General features: G+C 36.5%; 14 protein-coding genes and 1 pseudogene. 6 read left to right on the top strand and 9 right to left on the bottom strand.

Annotated features, from left to right (window positions below):
• Positions 1 to 367: 367 nt before the first annotated feature.
• The 3 genes from AN161_RS26860 to AN161_RS26850 all read right to left on the bottom strand — a co-directional run bounded on the left by AN161_RS26860 (position 368) and on the right by AN161_RS26850 (position 4,425).
• Positions 368 to 784, bottom strand: coding sequence for a hypothetical protein (locus tag AN161_RS26860; protein ID WP_053597374.1), 417 nt, complete (start codon positions 782 to 784; stop codon positions 368 to 370).
• A 343-nt stretch (positions 785 to 1,127) separates the two neighbouring features.
• On the bottom strand, positions 1,128 to 2,822 hold the full coding sequence (locus AN161_RS26855; protein ID WP_053597373.1) for a methyl-accepting chemotaxis protein: 1,695 nt from the start codon (positions 2,820 to 2,822) through the stop codon (positions 1,128 to 1,130).
• A gap of 622 nt (positions 2,823 to 3,444) precedes the next feature.
• Positions 3,445 to 4,425 (bottom strand): diaminopimelate dehydrogenase, encoded by a 981-nt coding sequence (locus tag AN161_RS26850; RefSeq protein WP_053597372.1) that lies wholly within the window; start codon positions 4,423 to 4,425, stop codon positions 3,445 to 3,447.
• Positions 4,426 to 4,707: 282 nt separating this feature from the next.
• On the opposite strand from AN161_RS26850, the gene AN161_RS26845 reads away from it, so the two are divergent.
• Positions 4,708 to 4,998 (top strand): hypothetical protein, encoded by a 291-nt coding sequence (locus AN161_RS26845; protein ID WP_053597371.1) that lies wholly within the window; start codon positions 4,708 to 4,710, stop codon positions 4,996 to 4,998.
• A 6-nt stretch (positions 4,999 to 5,004) separates the two neighbouring features.
• Here AN161_RS26845 and yeiL read toward each other — a convergent pair whose 3' ends face one another.
• A complete protein-coding gene (yeiL, locus tag AN161_RS26840; protein WP_053597370.1) occupies positions 5,005 to 5,667 on the bottom strand; it encodes a transcriptional regulator YeiL in 663 nt (220 codons plus the stop codon).
• 101 nt (positions 5,668 to 5,768) lie between these two features.
• Between yeiL and AN161_RS26835 the strand changes: the two genes are divergently transcribed.
• Positions 5,769 to 6,920 (top strand): MFS transporter, encoded by a 1,152-nt coding sequence (locus tag AN161_RS26835; protein ID WP_053597369.1) that lies wholly within the window; start codon positions 5,769 to 5,771, stop codon positions 6,918 to 6,920.
• A 54-nt stretch (positions 6,921 to 6,974) separates the two neighbouring features.
• Here AN161_RS26835 and AN161_RS26830 read toward each other — a convergent pair whose 3' ends face one another.
• Both AN161_RS26830 and AN161_RS28060 read right to left on the bottom strand, forming a co-directional pair.
• Positions 6,975 to 8,150, bottom strand: coding sequence for an oxalate decarboxylase family bicupin (locus AN161_RS26830; RefSeq protein ID WP_053597375.1), 1,176 nt, complete (start codon positions 8,148 to 8,150; stop codon positions 6,975 to 6,977).
• A 155-nt stretch (positions 8,151 to 8,305) separates the two neighbouring features.
• Positions 8,306 to 8,608: a GNAT family N-acetyltransferase gene (locus AN161_RS28060; RefSeq protein WP_277815994.1), complete on the bottom strand. Its 303-nt coding sequence runs from the start codon at positions 8,606 to 8,608 to the stop codon at positions 8,306 to 8,308.
• Between the two features lie 211 nt (positions 8,609 to 8,819).
• Here AN161_RS28060 and AN161_RS26825 point away from each other — a divergent pair, with 211 nt between their 5' ends.
• Complete coding sequence (locus AN161_RS26825; protein WP_053597368.1) at positions 8,820 to 9,398, top strand: AAA family ATPase; 579 nt, start codon at positions 8,820 to 8,822, stop codon at positions 9,396 to 9,398.
• A gap of 746 nt (positions 9,399 to 10,144) precedes the next feature.
• Here AN161_RS26825 and AN161_RS26820 read toward each other — a convergent pair.
• Positions 10,145 to 11,572: a PLP-dependent aminotransferase family protein gene (locus AN161_RS26820; protein ID WP_053597367.1), complete on the bottom strand. Its 1,428-nt coding sequence runs from the start codon at positions 11,570 to 11,572 to the stop codon at positions 10,145 to 10,147.
• Between the two features lie 108 nt (positions 11,573 to 11,680).
• Here AN161_RS26820 and AN161_RS26815 point away from each other — a divergent pair, with 108 nt between their 5' ends.
• Entirely contained in the window at positions 11,681 to 12,283 is a 603-nt protein-coding gene (locus AN161_RS26815; RefSeq protein WP_053597366.1) for a LysE/ArgO family amino acid transporter, read from the top strand.
• A gap of 518 nt (positions 12,284 to 12,801) precedes the next feature.
• Here AN161_RS26815 and AN161_RS26810 read toward each other — a convergent pair.
• Positions 12,802 to 13,710, bottom strand: coding sequence for a DUF2268 domain-containing protein (locus tag AN161_RS26810; RefSeq protein WP_053597365.1), 909 nt, complete (start codon positions 13,708 to 13,710; stop codon positions 12,802 to 12,804).
• 48 nt (positions 13,711 to 13,758) lie between these two features.
• Positions 13,759 to 13,893: pseudogene (locus tag AN161_RS29260) on the bottom strand (radical SAM protein); the annotation flags it as partial.
• Between the two features lie 207 nt (positions 13,894 to 14,100).
• Here AN161_RS29260 and AN161_RS26805 point away from each other — a divergent pair.
• Positions 14,101 to 14,784: a GntR family transcriptional regulator gene (locus AN161_RS26805; protein WP_053597364.1), complete on the top strand. Its 684-nt coding sequence runs from the start codon at positions 14,101 to 14,103 to the stop codon at positions 14,782 to 14,784.
• 21 nt (positions 14,785 to 14,805) lie between these two features.
• Positions 14,806 to 15,423: a sterol desaturase family protein gene (locus AN161_RS26800; protein WP_053597363.1), complete on the top strand. Its 618-nt coding sequence runs from the start codon at positions 14,806 to 14,808 to the stop codon at positions 15,421 to 15,423.
• The last annotated feature ends 169 nt before the right edge of the window (positions 15,424 to 15,592 follow it).

Genomic DNA, 15,592 nt, shown 5'->3' with positions numbered 1-15,592 from the left:
TGGTGACTTAATTCTACCAAGAAAAGGTCTTTCTTTTTTGTCGTCTTATTCATTTACACAAAATATTTTATACTCTCTTTATTTCGTTTGACATTAGACTGTCATTTACAGTCTTTATTCAATGGTATCTAATAGCTCTACATTTAAATTTTCTCTATCTTCCCAGCTATGAAATATTTAGATGCCATTTATTTTTAAGTCTTTGATTTTTATTCGCTTCAATCCACATATGTAGATTATTATAGGCATCAATTATTTTATAATTGGCGTCTTTATGTCTTAAAACCGCATCTCTTTGGATCAGGTTTGTTAGAGTTACCATATCATTTTCAACATGTTTATTTCGCTAATACACTAAAGCCACCCGCTAGTTCAATGACTGCAATCTTATAACATCTTGTGTATCTTTGAATTTTATTTTGATTTTATATTTATCCTCTTTATATGTTTCAACATTAACAGTACCAACCAAAAATGAAATAACGTTCCCTTTAATTTTTGTTTTCATATCTCCAACATTCCCTGTAATTAACCCATCTCTTCCTTCAAACTCAATGTCAATATTAAATAAATCCCCCTGCGATAGTTTTAAATCTTTCAATTCCATTTCAACCCAATTTACTCTTTTTTCAACATACAATTCAGGATTGTAAATATACTTGACATTCCAATGTTCTCCCTCGCCATAGAAGATAACCTCATCTGCAATATCGGTTTGTTTCGATGATGAACAAGCTGTCAAACTAATTAAAAGAAAAATACCAAACAAAAGTCTCAGTTTCATTTTCAAACCACCTCTTTAGGTATGTCCCATACAAGTCAAAATCATTTTTATATTCTTCGATTAAGGCATTATCAATAAGAACACTTGTTTCAAGAATTTTCAGCTTCCTCCTATTTCATTATTTATATATCCAATTTTAACATATAAAACCATTTATCTAAAAAAAGCCCCGTAAAAGTTAGATTGGTGTCTAACTTTTACGGGGCAATTCATTTAATATATTCTATCGTTTAGTATAGACTATTAACCCATTACTTCTAATGAGCAATAGTTAATATTCCCTTTTCTTTTCTGTACTTGTTTTACTTTAAACTGTTAGGATATAAAGCATTTTTCAACATCCTTAATATTGGAATTTTTTTAGTAAGCCTTGAAGCTCGTCTGCCTGTTGTGCCATCTCTTTGGCTGAAGAAGCCATATTATCTATGAATGCTAATTGCTCCTTCGCTGTTAACGTAACATGCTCCGTACTTTCAGTTGCCTTGCTTGCAATGCGTGCCATTGTTTCTGTTGAGGCTGTAACTTCTTCAACACTTGCGGACATTTGCTCTGTCACAGCAGAGATGTCATGTAACTGTGTACTAACCCCTTTAATCGATTGCATGATCTTGTGGAAGGCTTGTTTTGTGTCATCTACAACATCCATACCTGCTGCAGTTTCCTTCGAGTTACTGGAAATAGCCGTAATTACATTGGTTGTATCATTTTGAATAGAATGAATAAGTGATGCTATTTGATCAGCAGATTCCTTTGATTGTTCTGCTAATTTACGAACTTCATCTGCAACGACAGCAAAGCCCTTTCCTTGTTCACCCGCACGAGCCGCTTCAATGGCAGCATTTAAAGCAAGCAAATTCGTTTGATCGGCGATACTTGTAATAACATCAACGATATTGCCAATTTGCTGTGACTGATCACCTAATATACGGACCTGCGCCTCTACATTGTCTGATGATTCATTAATAATTGTCATTTGTTTCATCACACGATTCAAAGAGTCATTTCCTTGAGTAGCCTCATCACTCATTAAATCAGCAGCATCTGAAACAGTTGAAGCGGTTTCAGCAACTTGCTGGATGCCAATCGCCATTTCCTGCATGGCAGTTAAGCTATCACTTGTGCTATGTAATGTTGTTCTTGAACCATCCGCTAAATCTTGCAGGGTTGATGTTAGCTGTCTCGTCATATCCGCCGTTTGCTGCGATTTAGATGTTAAGCCATCAGACGATACATCAACCTGTTTAGAGGACTGTGCTATTTGTTGCATTAATACTTTTAAGCTTGTCAGCATTTTATTAAAGGATTGCGCAAGCTCACCTGCTTCATCCTTTGAATTGATTTGTAGCTGTTTTGTTAAATCTCCCTCTCCATCCGCAATGTCATGTAGTTGATCATTCATTGCACGAAGCGGTTTCACAAATGCTCTTGTGAATAGGAAACTGCCTAAGACAGCAATGACAGCGCCGATGAACAATACAACGAGAAGTTTGCCGATAAATGCAAAAATAATAGCATTCACCTCATCAATCGTTTCACCAACAAACCACATGCCAATGATGTCTCCTTTGGCATCTTTAATTGGCGCATAGAGTGTTAAATATTTTGTTCCAACAACATCTGCTTCACCTATGAAGGTTTCCCCTTTCTCCATCACATTTTCAACGACTTTTGGATCAGCATCTTTGCCAACTAAGCGTTCTCCATTTAGCTGTAAATTGGTGATAAGTCCTTTTGTGCCTTGGAAAATGGTGACACCACCTTCGATGCTTTCTCCTACCTCATCAACAAAGGCCTCCTGGTCAACTATTTTTGTATCCCCTTTGTAAAGCTCCCCATCTTTTATAGCCCAATCTCCCTTAAATCGTTCCTCTAGCAGCATATAACCGACCTTTGAAATATGGGTTATGCTCTGCTCAAAATTGTTACGCATAATTTGTTTCACTTGTATATGGGAAACAAATCCAATCATAACGCTTAAAAAAATGATGACTCCTACTAAAAGCAAATTAAATTTTGTACTAATTTTAAAAGTGCGCAAAAAATCATTTCTCCTTTCTCATCACTTCACAGGAATATTATGTATATAATGTAAGCCATATTTATTAAACATGATTCTATAAATAGTTTCAAGACATTATCAATAAATTAATATTTTTAATCAATATGAGCTGTTAGTGGCTGAGGTAAGAATGAGGCTATGACAAATATAATAATACTAGTCATAAACACAACGTAGGGTTGATTTCCGTTCCGACTGAGCGCTTTCTTGGAGGCGTCCGATGAGCCTCACGGGCCTAAAGACATTGGTCGCGAAGGCGTTTTCACAGGATTTGATGGTTTCACCTTTGTTCCCCTACTGCTTAATTCCTAAGGAGTCGCTCAGTTTTAAGTTCAATCACTTATTGTAATTGTTACTGAGACAAACCACGAGAGTAGTTTTCGCTTTGTACTCTTCGATGAAAAATCGAATGTATTTTCTGTCATGATTGAGCCGCAAACTATTTATTGTCCGATTTGTCATGGGTCAACTGTGTGTCATGATCGCTTAATATGTTATTTACGCCATGGCTATGCTAGACATATTGGCGTGCTTTGGATATTGCCTTGCTAAAAAAGAAAAATCCCGATTATCAACTATATGATAATCGGGTAGTTTACTATTATAAAAGTTCTTTACGTAATTCAGCAGCTGATTTTGGTGATAACAGACCGAATGGGATATCGAATACTGTTTTTGCACCTTTGTCTCCAGCTTGATTTAAGCGATGAGCTGCTCGTGCAAAAGCAACTAGAACACTAGATGTGAAGTTTGGATTACTTTCAAGTTTTAATGAGAACTCAAGAATTTGTTTATCGTTAGCGCCGCTTTCGCCACTGCGAATAACAAATCCACCGTGTGGCATTCCTGTGTGGTTTGCTTTAAATTCTTCTTCAGAAATAAAGTTTACTGTTGTGTCATACTCGTCAAAATAGTTTGGCATTGTTACAATTTCTTGCTCAACCTTTGCTGCATCTGCACCTTCCTCAAGAACAACCCAACATTCACGCGCATGTTTTTCACGTGTTGTCAGCTCAGGGTTTTCACCGTTTCGCACACGGTCTACAGCCTCTTTAATTGGTAATGTGTATTGTACCGCATTTTTTACACCTTCAATGCGACGTACTGCATCTGAGTGACCTTGACTTAAACCGTCTCCCCAGAATGTATAAGTTGTACCTACTGGTAGAACTGACTCCCCAAGTAAACGATTTAATGAGAATAAACCTGGATCCCAGCCAACTGAAATGACTGATACTTTACCAGATTTTTGTGCTACTGCATCTACAGCGTCGAAAAACTCAGGGATTTTCGCATGTGTATCAAAGCTATCAATTGTATTAAACCATTGTGCAAAGTGTGGTCCTTGCTCTGGTAAATCTGTTGCTGAGCCACCACATAAAATCATTACATCAATGTCATTTTGGAATTTTTCAGCATCATCCACTAAATATACGCCTGCATTACTTGCAATGTTTACAGTTGAAGGATCGCGACGTGTGAATACCGCTACTAATTCCATATCTGGATTTTGTGAAATTGCATATTCCACTCCGCGCCCTAAATTTCCATAACCTACAATACCTACTCGAATTGCACTCATTAAAAATTCCTCCTCACGATTACGTGACTATGTGAAGTCCTTCACGTTAAATCTACTTACAATAATACGTTGTGTTAGGAAAATTCACAATAGTTTGAGTACGTGTTTTTCTCCAGAAATTATACAAGTTTTCTATGATTTCTATTCGTTAATGGCATGAATACGGTTACATATTACTAATTCAATCACTAACCTTTAAGTTTTCGTAAAAGCCTTGTAAATGAAGACTTTTCTCACCGCATGTCTTGTACAATAAAACTAACGACAAAGGGGGCATGTTGAATGAAAGGTAATTGTTATTCACCAAGCACAACAATGGAACAAGGAGAATTACTTACTCGTCCATTCCAAAATGCACAAAAATCTACTAAAGCTTATATCGAAACTGAGGTAAAGCACAAAAAGATTCCACCCAACACACACCAATGTTTAAGGGTTATACCTTTTGGCGTTATAGAAGAAACCCTAAATATCTCCATACAAAATCAAAGAGTCAATGAGGCTAACTTTTACCATAGCGGAAAGGAGATAGCACGCTGGTTAGTTAAAAAAAGTGAATACAATAAGTATTAGCACTCCTTACAGTATTTCCTGTGCCAGTTCGGAAAGACGCTTTTCATTCATAATGTGATAGCCATTCTTTTTCTTCTCTAAAATTTTTTCTTCGCAAAATTGTGCAAGTACATATAATAAATGCCGATAAGAAACCCCCAAATATTCACAGATTTCCGTATGCTTTTCTTTATAGACTCCTTGATCTGACGAAAATTGAATAAATGCAGCAAGTCGATTTTCAAGTGGAAATGCTTGATTTTGTGTATATTTTGACGTCATTTTGAACGCCTTTTCCCCTAAAAACACACAAAGTTTACGTAAAAATAGTACATCCTTGAGTAACTTTTCTTTGCAGGACTGTGTAATCGAAAAACAAATTGTCTCGGTTACTGTCTGAATCCCCTTCGTATATCTTGCCTCATTAAGCAACTCAATTTCCCCCATAAAAAGTGGTGCTTCCAAGTAATCGATAAGCGAGACCTTGCCATTTTTATGTGTCATGTATAGCTTCGCCTTTCCTTCGATCATGTAGTATAACGTATCTGGAAATGACCCTTCTTGAAAAATCCATTCACCTTTGTCAAACTTACATATTTCTAGAAATGGATCAATTTCAAAAGAAAAAAAATCATCTATTGGATATTTATCAAGATAGTATGAACGTTCCTCAGCTGTCAGTATATGCATTATTTTACTCTCTCCTCCGAAAAAATGTGAGATATCTCACATTATTGTACCGATGAACATGCTATTATTCAACATAGTTAACTTGGAGGTATGTAAAATTTATGAACAATCAACGATGGCTTTCTCAAAATTTCTTTACATTTTTCATTACATGGGGTATTTTCTTACCTTATTGGACAGGTTGGCTTGTGGATGCTAAACATCTTACTGTATCACAGGCAAGTGTAGTAATGGGCTGTGGTCTTTTAGCACGGGCAACATCAAATCTATTTTTCTTCCCGACGCTTGCAAAATATGTGCATAATAAACGACTCATTAGTATCTTAGCAACAGGTGCCCTAATTACAACTTTACTTTATATACCAAGCACGGGCTTTATCTCGCTTCTTATTGTTACCCTTTTATTTAGCATTTTTTATCCAGCGCTGTTACCTGCCGTTGAAAGTAGTGCAACAACGCTAGTACAGCATGGACTTGTACACTATGGTAAAAGCCGCTCCTATGGTTCCGTTGGCTTTGTCATTGCAGTATTAATAATAAGTATGCTGACAGGCATATTTGGCAATGACATTATCCTTTGGAGTATGGTGATCGGTCTTATCGTTATGCTGTTGATGCAACAATTGGCTACACCAAAAGAGTTACTCGTTGTGCCGACAAAAGAACAACGTGCAAAATCATTGTCGATGAAAACATTGTGGAAAATCAAAGGCTTCCCTATTGTTTTATTAATCGTTATCCTCTTGCAAGGCGCACATGCTTCTTATTACAGCTACGGCTATATATATTTAGGTGATTTACATGTCGATCCGTTCTATATGGGGATGATTATTAACATCGCCGTTATTTGCGAAATCTTATATTTTATGAAAGCTGATACACTATTTAAAAATTGGCGCTCATCTTCTTTATTACTTTTAGCTGCAAGTGGTTCTTCATTACGTTGGCTACTGATTTACCTATTCCCTAATATCTGGGTATTCGTCGCTTCTCAAACATTGCATGCATTATCATTTGCTCTAGCGCATTTCGCTTTTATCAGCTATTTAACAAAAACATTACCGAAGGAGCAAATTCCGAATGCACAAGGCCTTTACTCGGCATTAGGAATGGGATTAAGTACAGCTATCCTTACATTTTTAGGCGGCTACTTATACGAGATTTCACCTGGACTATCATTTGCAGCAATGCTTATTTGTACAGTTCCAGCAATCGGTATATTGCTTGCTACTAGAAATAAATATCAATTTTAAAAAACAAGCAGGTGAAGAAAGACAATGTATCTTTCTTCACCTGCTTTTATATGCTCACCTTGGATAATAAGAAAATCCAGGATATTTTACAACCGGCCACTTTTCCTTTCTTAAAACATTAAGAAGTTCAGGACCAACATTTAAATTGCTCTTTACTAGTTCAGATGGAGTTAGAGCCATCCATTGATTTAACGAGACATCCTGAAATCTATCACTTTTAAACATTTCAAGGAACCATAACGTCTCAGTACCAGTATTCTCAATGTAGTGACCATTTGCAAATGGCACGTACCCTACATCGCCTGCACGATAATCAAATGTTCTCGCCACACCATTAGCTGCAAACACTGTCATACGCCCTTTGCCTTGAAGGTAATATTGCCATTCGTCATTATTCGGGTGCCAATGCAGCTCTCTCATTGCACCAGGTTTAATCTCGACAAGTGCTGCTGCGATATTTTTAGAAATAGGAAAGTTTGTCGAATCCACAATTCTGACACTGCCACCAGGAGTTTTAATAGGAGTTTGTGCAAGCAGACGATGTTTGAACGTTTCGGGAGCTGTACCATATGGGGATTGTATTTTTTGTGTGTCTATAGGTCCTGGAACCTTATCTTGATAAATATAGACCTGTTCTTTCGGAATATGTTTAAAAGCGCTAATAGGAACACCAAAATTGGAGGACAGCACATCTTTAGGAGTATGAGCAAACCAATCAGATATAGAAAATGTATTAAGATCTGAGAAATGCCCATCATCAAACACCAGTAGAAATTCACAGCCATCTTCAAGACCCTGTATGGAATGTGGAATTCCTGGTGGAAAATACCATAAGTCTCCCGGTCCTACATCGGCAATAAAATTATGCCCATTTTGATCAACCGCTGTAATACGTGCATGACCAAGAAGCATATACGACCATTCTGCTTGTTGATGCCAATGAAGCTCACGTACTCCACCTTGTGTCAAACTCATATTGACACCTGCCAATGTAGTAGCAATTGGCAATTCACGAATAGTAATTTCTCGAGACCAACCGCCTTGATTTAAGGTCATATACGTATCAGAAAAAGAGAATTTTAAATTTGGTACAAGCCCAGCATCTGTTATTGGTGGGACAAGCATATCAGGATTTTCCAGATCCCTCATAATATCTCTTGGCCCCTTATCCACCCCTCCCGCACCATCTTTCCGAATAGGCTGCGGAACATAAGAATAGCCCTCTGGCATGTTCTCCAATGATTCACCTCTTCATAAAGAAATCGTTATTTAAAAATGTATGGATTCATTACTTGAATTATTCTTTTCTTGTAAGGATGGACTGTTCTGTTCACGAAATAGAACCACTCAGTGTTGAAAAAATAATGACTTGTTTCCCCTTTAATTCAATCTCTCTCTTTTTTCATGCCTATATTAATCGCTACTTTTTGAGATGCTGTATTACCAATTGGAATAAGGGATATCATCTTATTTAAAGATAATTCTTTTTCGCCATATTCTCTCAAAGCTTTCGCCACTTCTGTTGCATAACCCATACCCAAAAAATTTGGTGCAATCCAATAGTCTATTTCGATTTGTTCTTCCTCAATAATTCTTTGAGGGACAAGTCCTGCATGTCCAATTCGTTCGTTGGTTTCTTTTAATTCAATTATTTTTAATCCATATGCCTCATTCTTTTCATAAGTAATGATGCTGAGGCTTTTACTTCTCCAAATCTACTAATATGTTATAATTTCTTTAACATATATTAGGTGGTTTTAAAAAGATGTATATCTTGATTATAGTCGTGTCTTCTTTAATGAAGATCGGTTGAGTCTACTCAATCTAGGTTTAGAAGCACCCTTGTGGACAAGAATTTTAATAAGAAAAGGTCATAAATTGTAAGGAGAATATCGAATAATGAAAGATAGTAATTTATTCAGAGATGATTTTATTATTATTACTGGAGGCCCCGGTTCTGGTAAAACGACTTTGTTGAATGAAATACAAAAAAATGACTATAACTACGTTCCTGAAGTCGCAAGGGATATCATTCAAACACAGATTTCTTCCGAAGGTGATGCTCTGCCTTGGAAAAATGTAAAAAAATATCGAGATCTAATGTTAGATAAATCCATAGAAAGTTATATTTCAGCATTGATGAACCCTCAAAAACACCCCCTATTTTTTGATAGAGGCATCCCAGATACTCTTGCCTATACACGCTTAATTAACATTCCGATTTCAGAGAACCTTGAATCTGCAATTAAAAAGTACAAGTATAATAAGAAAGTGTTTATTTTACCCCCTTGGAAAGAAATATACAAAACCGATTCTGAAAGAAAACAGGATTTTGAAGATGCTGTAGCAACTTATAAAATCATGTTTGAAACTTATAAACATCTTGGTTATGAACTTATTGAGGTACCCAAAATGAAAGTCGAAGAAAGGGCAAGCTTTATAATTAAAAATGTAGTAAATTGCTCAAGCATCTTATAGTAATACCTTGGAGAGTCATGTAAGTCACCTACACCGCCTACTGCCATCAGTAATATAGCCTCGATACCGTATTGAGCCATTTTTATCCCAACAACCATTTCGGCACGTATTTCTTTGATTGCGTTAACCATAAAGGAGTGGTTTGGCGTTAGGTTCTGTAGGAGCAGATAGAATCTTTACTAACAACTTAGAAGCTATGTCAATACTGGTTGCATATATTTTCTTTATTAGTGGATTGATAGCCTTTGTTTTAAATGTTGCAAAGTTATCTAGAATTGATTGAACTTAGTGTTACTTTATTGCAACGCTTTTCTTAATGTTGCTGCACTTTATCTTTCGGAGAGCGTCCTTAATTGCACAAGGATGCTCTTTCTTTATAAAAATTCTTTTGTTGGCATTTGTAAATCTAAAAGTTGCATACAAGAATCTATTCCTCTAAATAAAGGTTAGCGCAACAGGAAGAGTGGCACTTTTCGCAGAACTTATAGCGGGACTCGATCAGTTAATCCATTTTTATGAACAAAGCCTTGCCCGGGGTCATGACATATTGATCAGCATTTAGTAAAACCGCATCAAATATTAAACTGTACCCTCTCGAGAGACTTTTTTAAAGTGTCTACTCGAGAGGGTACAGTATACTATAGGATAGACTTTTTTCAAAGTGTCTATCTTATAGGGTACAGTTTAATGATTACACAATGGGGATTTTTTTATAATCTACCTAAACACGTAATATAAAATTGCTTTCAAGTATCTTTTTTGACAATTTCAAATAAGTTTTTTAATCCTGTTTCCAACTCTTCGTATGTTGCATAGGCATACGATAATCGAATATGCTGGGTATCTTGTGGATTATAGATATAACCGGGGTTAATGAGGACTTGTCGTTGCAATAGTTTGATAAATAACTCTTTATCAACGATTGGTTCATGAAACTTTAGCCAAATATAGAAGCCACCTTTTGGCTTATACCAGTCAGCAATATCACAGAATTTTTCTTGTAATATAGTCTCTACATAATCTGCCCTTTGCTGTAATTTTTGACGTAAGCTGACGATATGCTTTTCATACTTTCCAGATTGTAGCCAGTGCAGCACAATTTCCTGTGAGATTGCGCTTGAACCGTAATCTGTTTGCATTTTTATATCCGCTAACCGCTCAATAACGGTTGTTGGACCAATTAACCATCCAATTCGAAGTCCAGGGCTTAATGTTTTCGAAACACTCCCAATATATAGGACTTGCCCGCTATCATCCATTGATTTTATGGGAGGAGTTGCCGCTTCAAAGAGCAATTCGTGATAGACGTCATCCTCAATAATAGGAATTCGAGATTGTTTACACGCTTCATAAAGCTGCTTTTTTTCAAGCGCCGTCCACACCACTCCGGTCGGATTGTTTAATGTAGGAACAGCATAAAACACAGCCTGTCTTTTTCTTTTCTTTTCAGCTAATGTTTGTGCGAGCTGTGCATCACGATGGATAGCCATCATTTGCATACCGACAGACTGAAAAGGATGAACTGAATTTAAATAAGACGTTTGTTCTTGGAATACGATAGAACCCTGTTCAAGCAGTCCAACAGCAATGAGCTGCAATGCCTGTAGTGCACCAGACACAATACAAACATTTTGGGGATTTGCATGAATCCCTCTTTTTTTCACATATTCACAAATCGCTTCTCTGAGTCTGTCACTACCCTGCGGTGATGAATAACCTAAAGCTTTCGGCTGTAAAGAAAGTTCCTTCAATGACGCTTCAATCTCAGCAGTTGGCAATAAACTTGGTGCTAGCTCTCCAGTTCCTAATCGTATGACATCATCGCGCTGCTCGTATTCATTAATTAATTGAATGGTATGATAATTCGGCTTATGAAGACTTGTGTCAATATAGGTTTGCCAATTTGGCTGGGTTTGTGTAATTAATGAATGCCAGGAATTGTGAGCTACATAAATGCCTGATCCTACCTTTGCTTCCAATATTCCTGTTGCCTTTAACTCCTCTAATGCCTGCTGAACCGTACTGCGATTTACCCCGAACTGCATAGCAAGCTGGCGTTGTGTTGGCAGCTTTGTTCCTGCTACCCAATCTCCTCGCTCTATATGCTCAGTAATCCATGTTACAATTTGTTGCTGTAATGTCATTTCGCTCTGTCTAATTGGCTTCCAGTTCATTCGTATCACCTCACACATTTCAAATTGGGTGGGTAAAAAACCATCCAATTGGTCGTTTTCTTTTAGTTATAACATAATTAGAATATTAAGTGAAAGGAGGAATTTTCCTTGGAAGCATTTCTTCATGGGATGATTTTAGCATTTGGACTTATTTTGCCCTTAGGTGTACAAAATGTCTTTGTTTTTTCTCAAGGTGCAACACAACCACATTTAGTTCGGGCCTTACCTGCCACCATAACAGCCGCGATTTGTGATACGCTCCTGATACTGCTTGCGGTATTCGGTTTATCTCTTATCGTCTTGCAATTTGAGTGGTTACGTATCGCTTTAATGAGTGTAGGTATACTTTTCTTACTTTATATGGGCTATACAATTTGGCGTTCAAATCCGGCAACTGCCGATAATAACGAAGCACTTCCTATCAAAAAACAAATATTATTCGCGCTCTCTGTATCTCTCTTAAATCCACATGCCATTTTGGACACTATAGGCGTTATTGGGACGAGTGCTTTAAAATATAGTGGCACGGAGCAAATCTTGTTTACTGCTGCATGCGTTTTGATTTCTTGGTTGTGGTTTATCGGTCTCACAATTGCTGGAGCTTCATTGAAAAAACTCGATAGCTCTGGGAAGCTAATGAATATTTTTAATAAATGCTCAGCGATTTTTATTTGGGCAACAGCTCTCTATCTTCTTAGTGGTTTACTGTAACCTATTTACATAAAAAACGCTCAGGATACTGTGTAAGATTAAAAACAAGTAATTGTACATGATGTTTGATTACACCCTAGCTTTGGATGTATTATAGATGAATGGACATATCTCGATTAATTCAATAGAATTGAGATTACGAGAGGACGTGTCCGACCATGAGTCAAAAAAAGTACAATAAAGAATTTAAACAAACAGTAGTCGAGATTTATCGCTCGGTTACACCGGTCAATCAAGGTAGCATTGGTTATGTCACACCCGATGCGTACGAGAAAATGTGCCGAGCAGCAGCGTGAAAAAGGGGTACAAAGAAATCTACCCCACCACATTCGGGCGCAACTTCCATGCATTTTCCGCTCTACATCCCGAGCAGGCGTTCAAAGGCTCTTTTCACTTTGACGGGCTACTCGGGATGTGGAACACTCCAAAAATGGACGTTGTGCAACACAAAAAAATTAACTTGAATATGTCCAGACTCTTGACGTAGATCCAATTCACCATATCAATTGTAAATTAGGTTAATCGAAAAATTTAGAGACTCTAATTATTTCTTCAGTAGGAGTCAGTGTCGCTTCGGCAATACTCTTGCTACTGTTGGCTAAGTATTGTTTAATCAAGTGGTAACCAATAGTATAGCCTGCATTCTCTGATAAACCAACTGGATTGAACCCTCGTTTCTTAGCAATGCCATCACCAAACATATAAGCTGATACTTCTCCAAAACCTTTAGTCTTTCGTCCCTCTTTTATCACTTCGATTGAGTACGCCATTTCTTCTTTATCAAAATCTGCGATCCAAGGTCCTATCAATTCTTTCCCATACATTTCTTCAGCAAAACATTCGGCTAAACCTTCCAATACTAAATATTCTTCTACAGTCACGTCACCATAATTAAATGGTTCAAATGTAAAACGAACATTATGATTAAACTCCTGAGCTAAAGCAGATTTTAATCGTTTCTTATTAAAGTCATTAGGAATAACCATTAGCATGATATATCCTGGTATTCCACCAAAACCCGAATATCCTTTATTTACTTTCATTTCTTGACTTTCTTCATCCCCTAAAAGAATATTTACGTCGATTTTTTTTAGGGGAATAGAATAATCTATCTTTTCAAATTCATGAATTCCTTTTAAAATCACTTCTTGATATTCATCAAAAATTTTAGATTCTATAAGTTTTGGCAAATTATCTTTAACTTGTTGAGTAGATTTTCTTGGAGTCCAAATCCCTAACATCTCTGATGCCATAACAACATCGTATCCATTGGGTTGCGTTGTTTTTAACGGTACATTTAAATAATCCCACATTGTTTTCATTGGTTGCATCAATCCATATCGAAGTGAATTCTCATTAACATTTCCTAATAAACACTTATTATAGAAATCTAAGCTATTGATTAAGTTGATTCTTACTTTTTCCATATTATCTCCTCCTTATCTAATAGCTTAATCCTTTACGCAACGTTAATGTAAAGCTTTTAATGTTTTATATTTATCTTTAGAACCACTATGGCCATCAAAGCTATGGAGAGGGAAATTCATTTGTCTTAGCGCAGGCTTATTTAATGCTTTTTCCCTCTTTTTATTAATTAATGTTCCATTGGTTAGTTCCTGTATCATACGTTGTACTTGTTTGATTCAAATAAATTAAATTTATATTGCATCCTACTAGGTATTTCACGGTCTTGTTTGAAAATTCTATTTATAAAAATCCGCTCTTTTTATTGACAGAAAATTCAGTCTTAATATATAATTTTTGGTATTACCACTGTCTTTAATTTGTATGACCATAAAAACAAAGGGGACGAGGATTTGAAAGAAAAGGAACGCTCCTCAGATAAAATTGAGAATGAATTAATTAGATCCATATTGGCTGATGTTTATTCTGTAGGAAGTACTTTACCGCCGGAAAGAGAGCTTGCAAAAGAATTTAGTGTTGGTCGTCCAACTATTCGGGAGGCTCTTCAACGTTTAGGAAGGGGTGGATGGATAACAGGAAGAAAAGGAATGCCTGCGATTGTTAATGATTATTGGCGCAATGGGAATCTAACGACACTTGTTAATATTGTTGAGAATCATCCTATCATAACAGATGAATTTATCATGTACTTATTAGAATTAAGAAGTTCTTTGACTCCGACTTATATTCGTGATGCTGTTACTTTTAATCAACCTAAAGTGGTTGCTCTCCTTGCCAATTTAGAGCAGCTTGAAGATAGTGCAGAAAGCTATGCAGCATTTGATTGGGATTTGCAAAAAAGGTGTGCAGGCCTTGCTGTCAATCCAATCTTTCTACTCATTTTAAATAGCTTCGATTCCATTTATATAGATATGGCGAAAAGATATTTTTCTGTAAAAGATCATCGTGAGTTGTCCTTCAACTATTACCACGACTTATTAAAAGCTGCATTAAAGGGAGATGCAATGGAAGCGGAGAGGTTGTCTAAGACAACAATGGAGAAAAGCTTGGCTCTCTGGAAAGATAGAGAAAAATAAAGAATACAGGAGGCGTGATAAATGAGATTGAAATATTTTAAAGAATATTTTTCATATCCTGATATATTAATCATGACCTGTCTATTCCTCATTAGCTTTGGATTTATGATTCTACATTTAACCTCCATCGGAATTTTGGGTGCTTTTATTCTGGGAATGATTATGTATTCCTTAGCTGAGTATGTTACACACCGGTTTCTTTTTCATCTGAAACCACCAAAGAATGCATTCTTGTTAAAAATGCTTAAACGCTTACATTATGACCACCATTCAAATCCGAATGAATTACATTTATTATTTTTACCCTTATGGTATAGTGTGCCAAACATTGCAATTGTAGCAGCCATTTTTTATATTCTTTCATCTAGCTTTATAATGACAAACGCATTTATTGCAGGGATCATGCTCTTTTTATTATTTTATGAGTGGACGCATTATATCGCCCATCGCCCCCTTCGGCCAATATCTCCATGGGGGCGTTGGATGAAAAAGGTTCATTTATGGCATCATTTCAAAAATGAAAATTACTGGTATGGCGTTACGAACCCAGCCTATGATTTTCTCATGGGTACCTTTAAAAACCAAAAGGATGTTGACCAAAGTAAAACTGCTAAAAATTTAGAGAAACGTGGCGACTAGAAAATAGAATTATAAAAAATATGCTTCTAGGTAAAATATTCGGTCCTATTCTGTCTTTATGATAAATTTTGCACATTAGAAGAAATCTGTTTCCTGACTACTCCCACAGCTAAAGCAGTGGGGTTCTTATATACTTAAGAGAAGCGTTACAAAGCTCTCCACAGATGGT

The organism is Lysinibacillus sp. FJAT-14222 (assembly GCF_001278875.1).
In the GTDB taxonomy this organism is placed as follows: Bacteria; Bacillota; Bacilli; order Bacillales_A; family Planococcaceae; genus Lysinibacillus; species Lysinibacillus agricola.
The sequence above is the reverse complement of the archived record's forward strand: the minus strand, read 5'-3'. Positions and strand labels throughout refer to the sequence as shown.

What these genes read in the sequence shown, in the direction of transcription:
- AN161_RS26825 (WP_053597368.1), top strand. Translation starts at nt 8,820, where the DNA reads ATGAAAGATAGTAATTTATTCAGAGATGATTTTATTATTATTACTGGA.
- AN161_RS26820 (WP_053597367.1), bottom strand. Translation starts at nt 11,572, where the DNA reads ATGAACTGGAAGCCAATTAGACAGAGCGAAATGACATTACAGCAACAA.
- AN161_RS26845 (WP_053597371.1), top strand. Translation starts at nt 4,708, where the DNA reads ATGAAAGGTAATTGTTATTCACCAAGCACAACAATGGAACAAGGAGAA.
- AN161_RS26810 (WP_053597365.1), bottom strand. Translation starts at nt 13,710, where the DNA reads ATGGAAAAAGTAAGAATCAACTTAATCAATAGCTTAGATTTCTATAAT.
- yeiL (WP_053597370.1), bottom strand. Translation starts at nt 5,667, where the DNA reads ATGCATATACTGACAGCTGAGGAACGTTCATACTATCTTGATAAATAT.
- AN161_RS26835 (WP_053597369.1), top strand. Translation starts at nt 5,769, where the DNA reads ATGAACAATCAACGATGGCTTTCTCAAAATTTCTTTACATTTTTCATT.
- AN161_RS26800 (WP_053597363.1), top strand. Translation starts at nt 14,806, where the DNA reads ATGAGATTGAAATATTTTAAAGAATATTTTTCATATCCTGATATATTA.
- AN161_RS26850 (WP_053597372.1), bottom strand. Translation starts at nt 4,425, where the DNA reads ATGAGTGCAATTCGAGTAGGTATTGTAGGTTATGGAAATTTAGGGCGC.
- AN161_RS26830 (WP_053597375.1), bottom strand. Translation starts at nt 8,150, where the DNA reads ATGCCAGAGGGCTATTCTTATGTTCCGCAGCCTATTCGGAAAGATGGT.
- AN161_RS26860 (WP_053597374.1), bottom strand. Translation starts at nt 784, where the DNA reads ATGAAACTGAGACTTTTGTTTGGTATTTTTCTTTTAATTAGTTTGACA.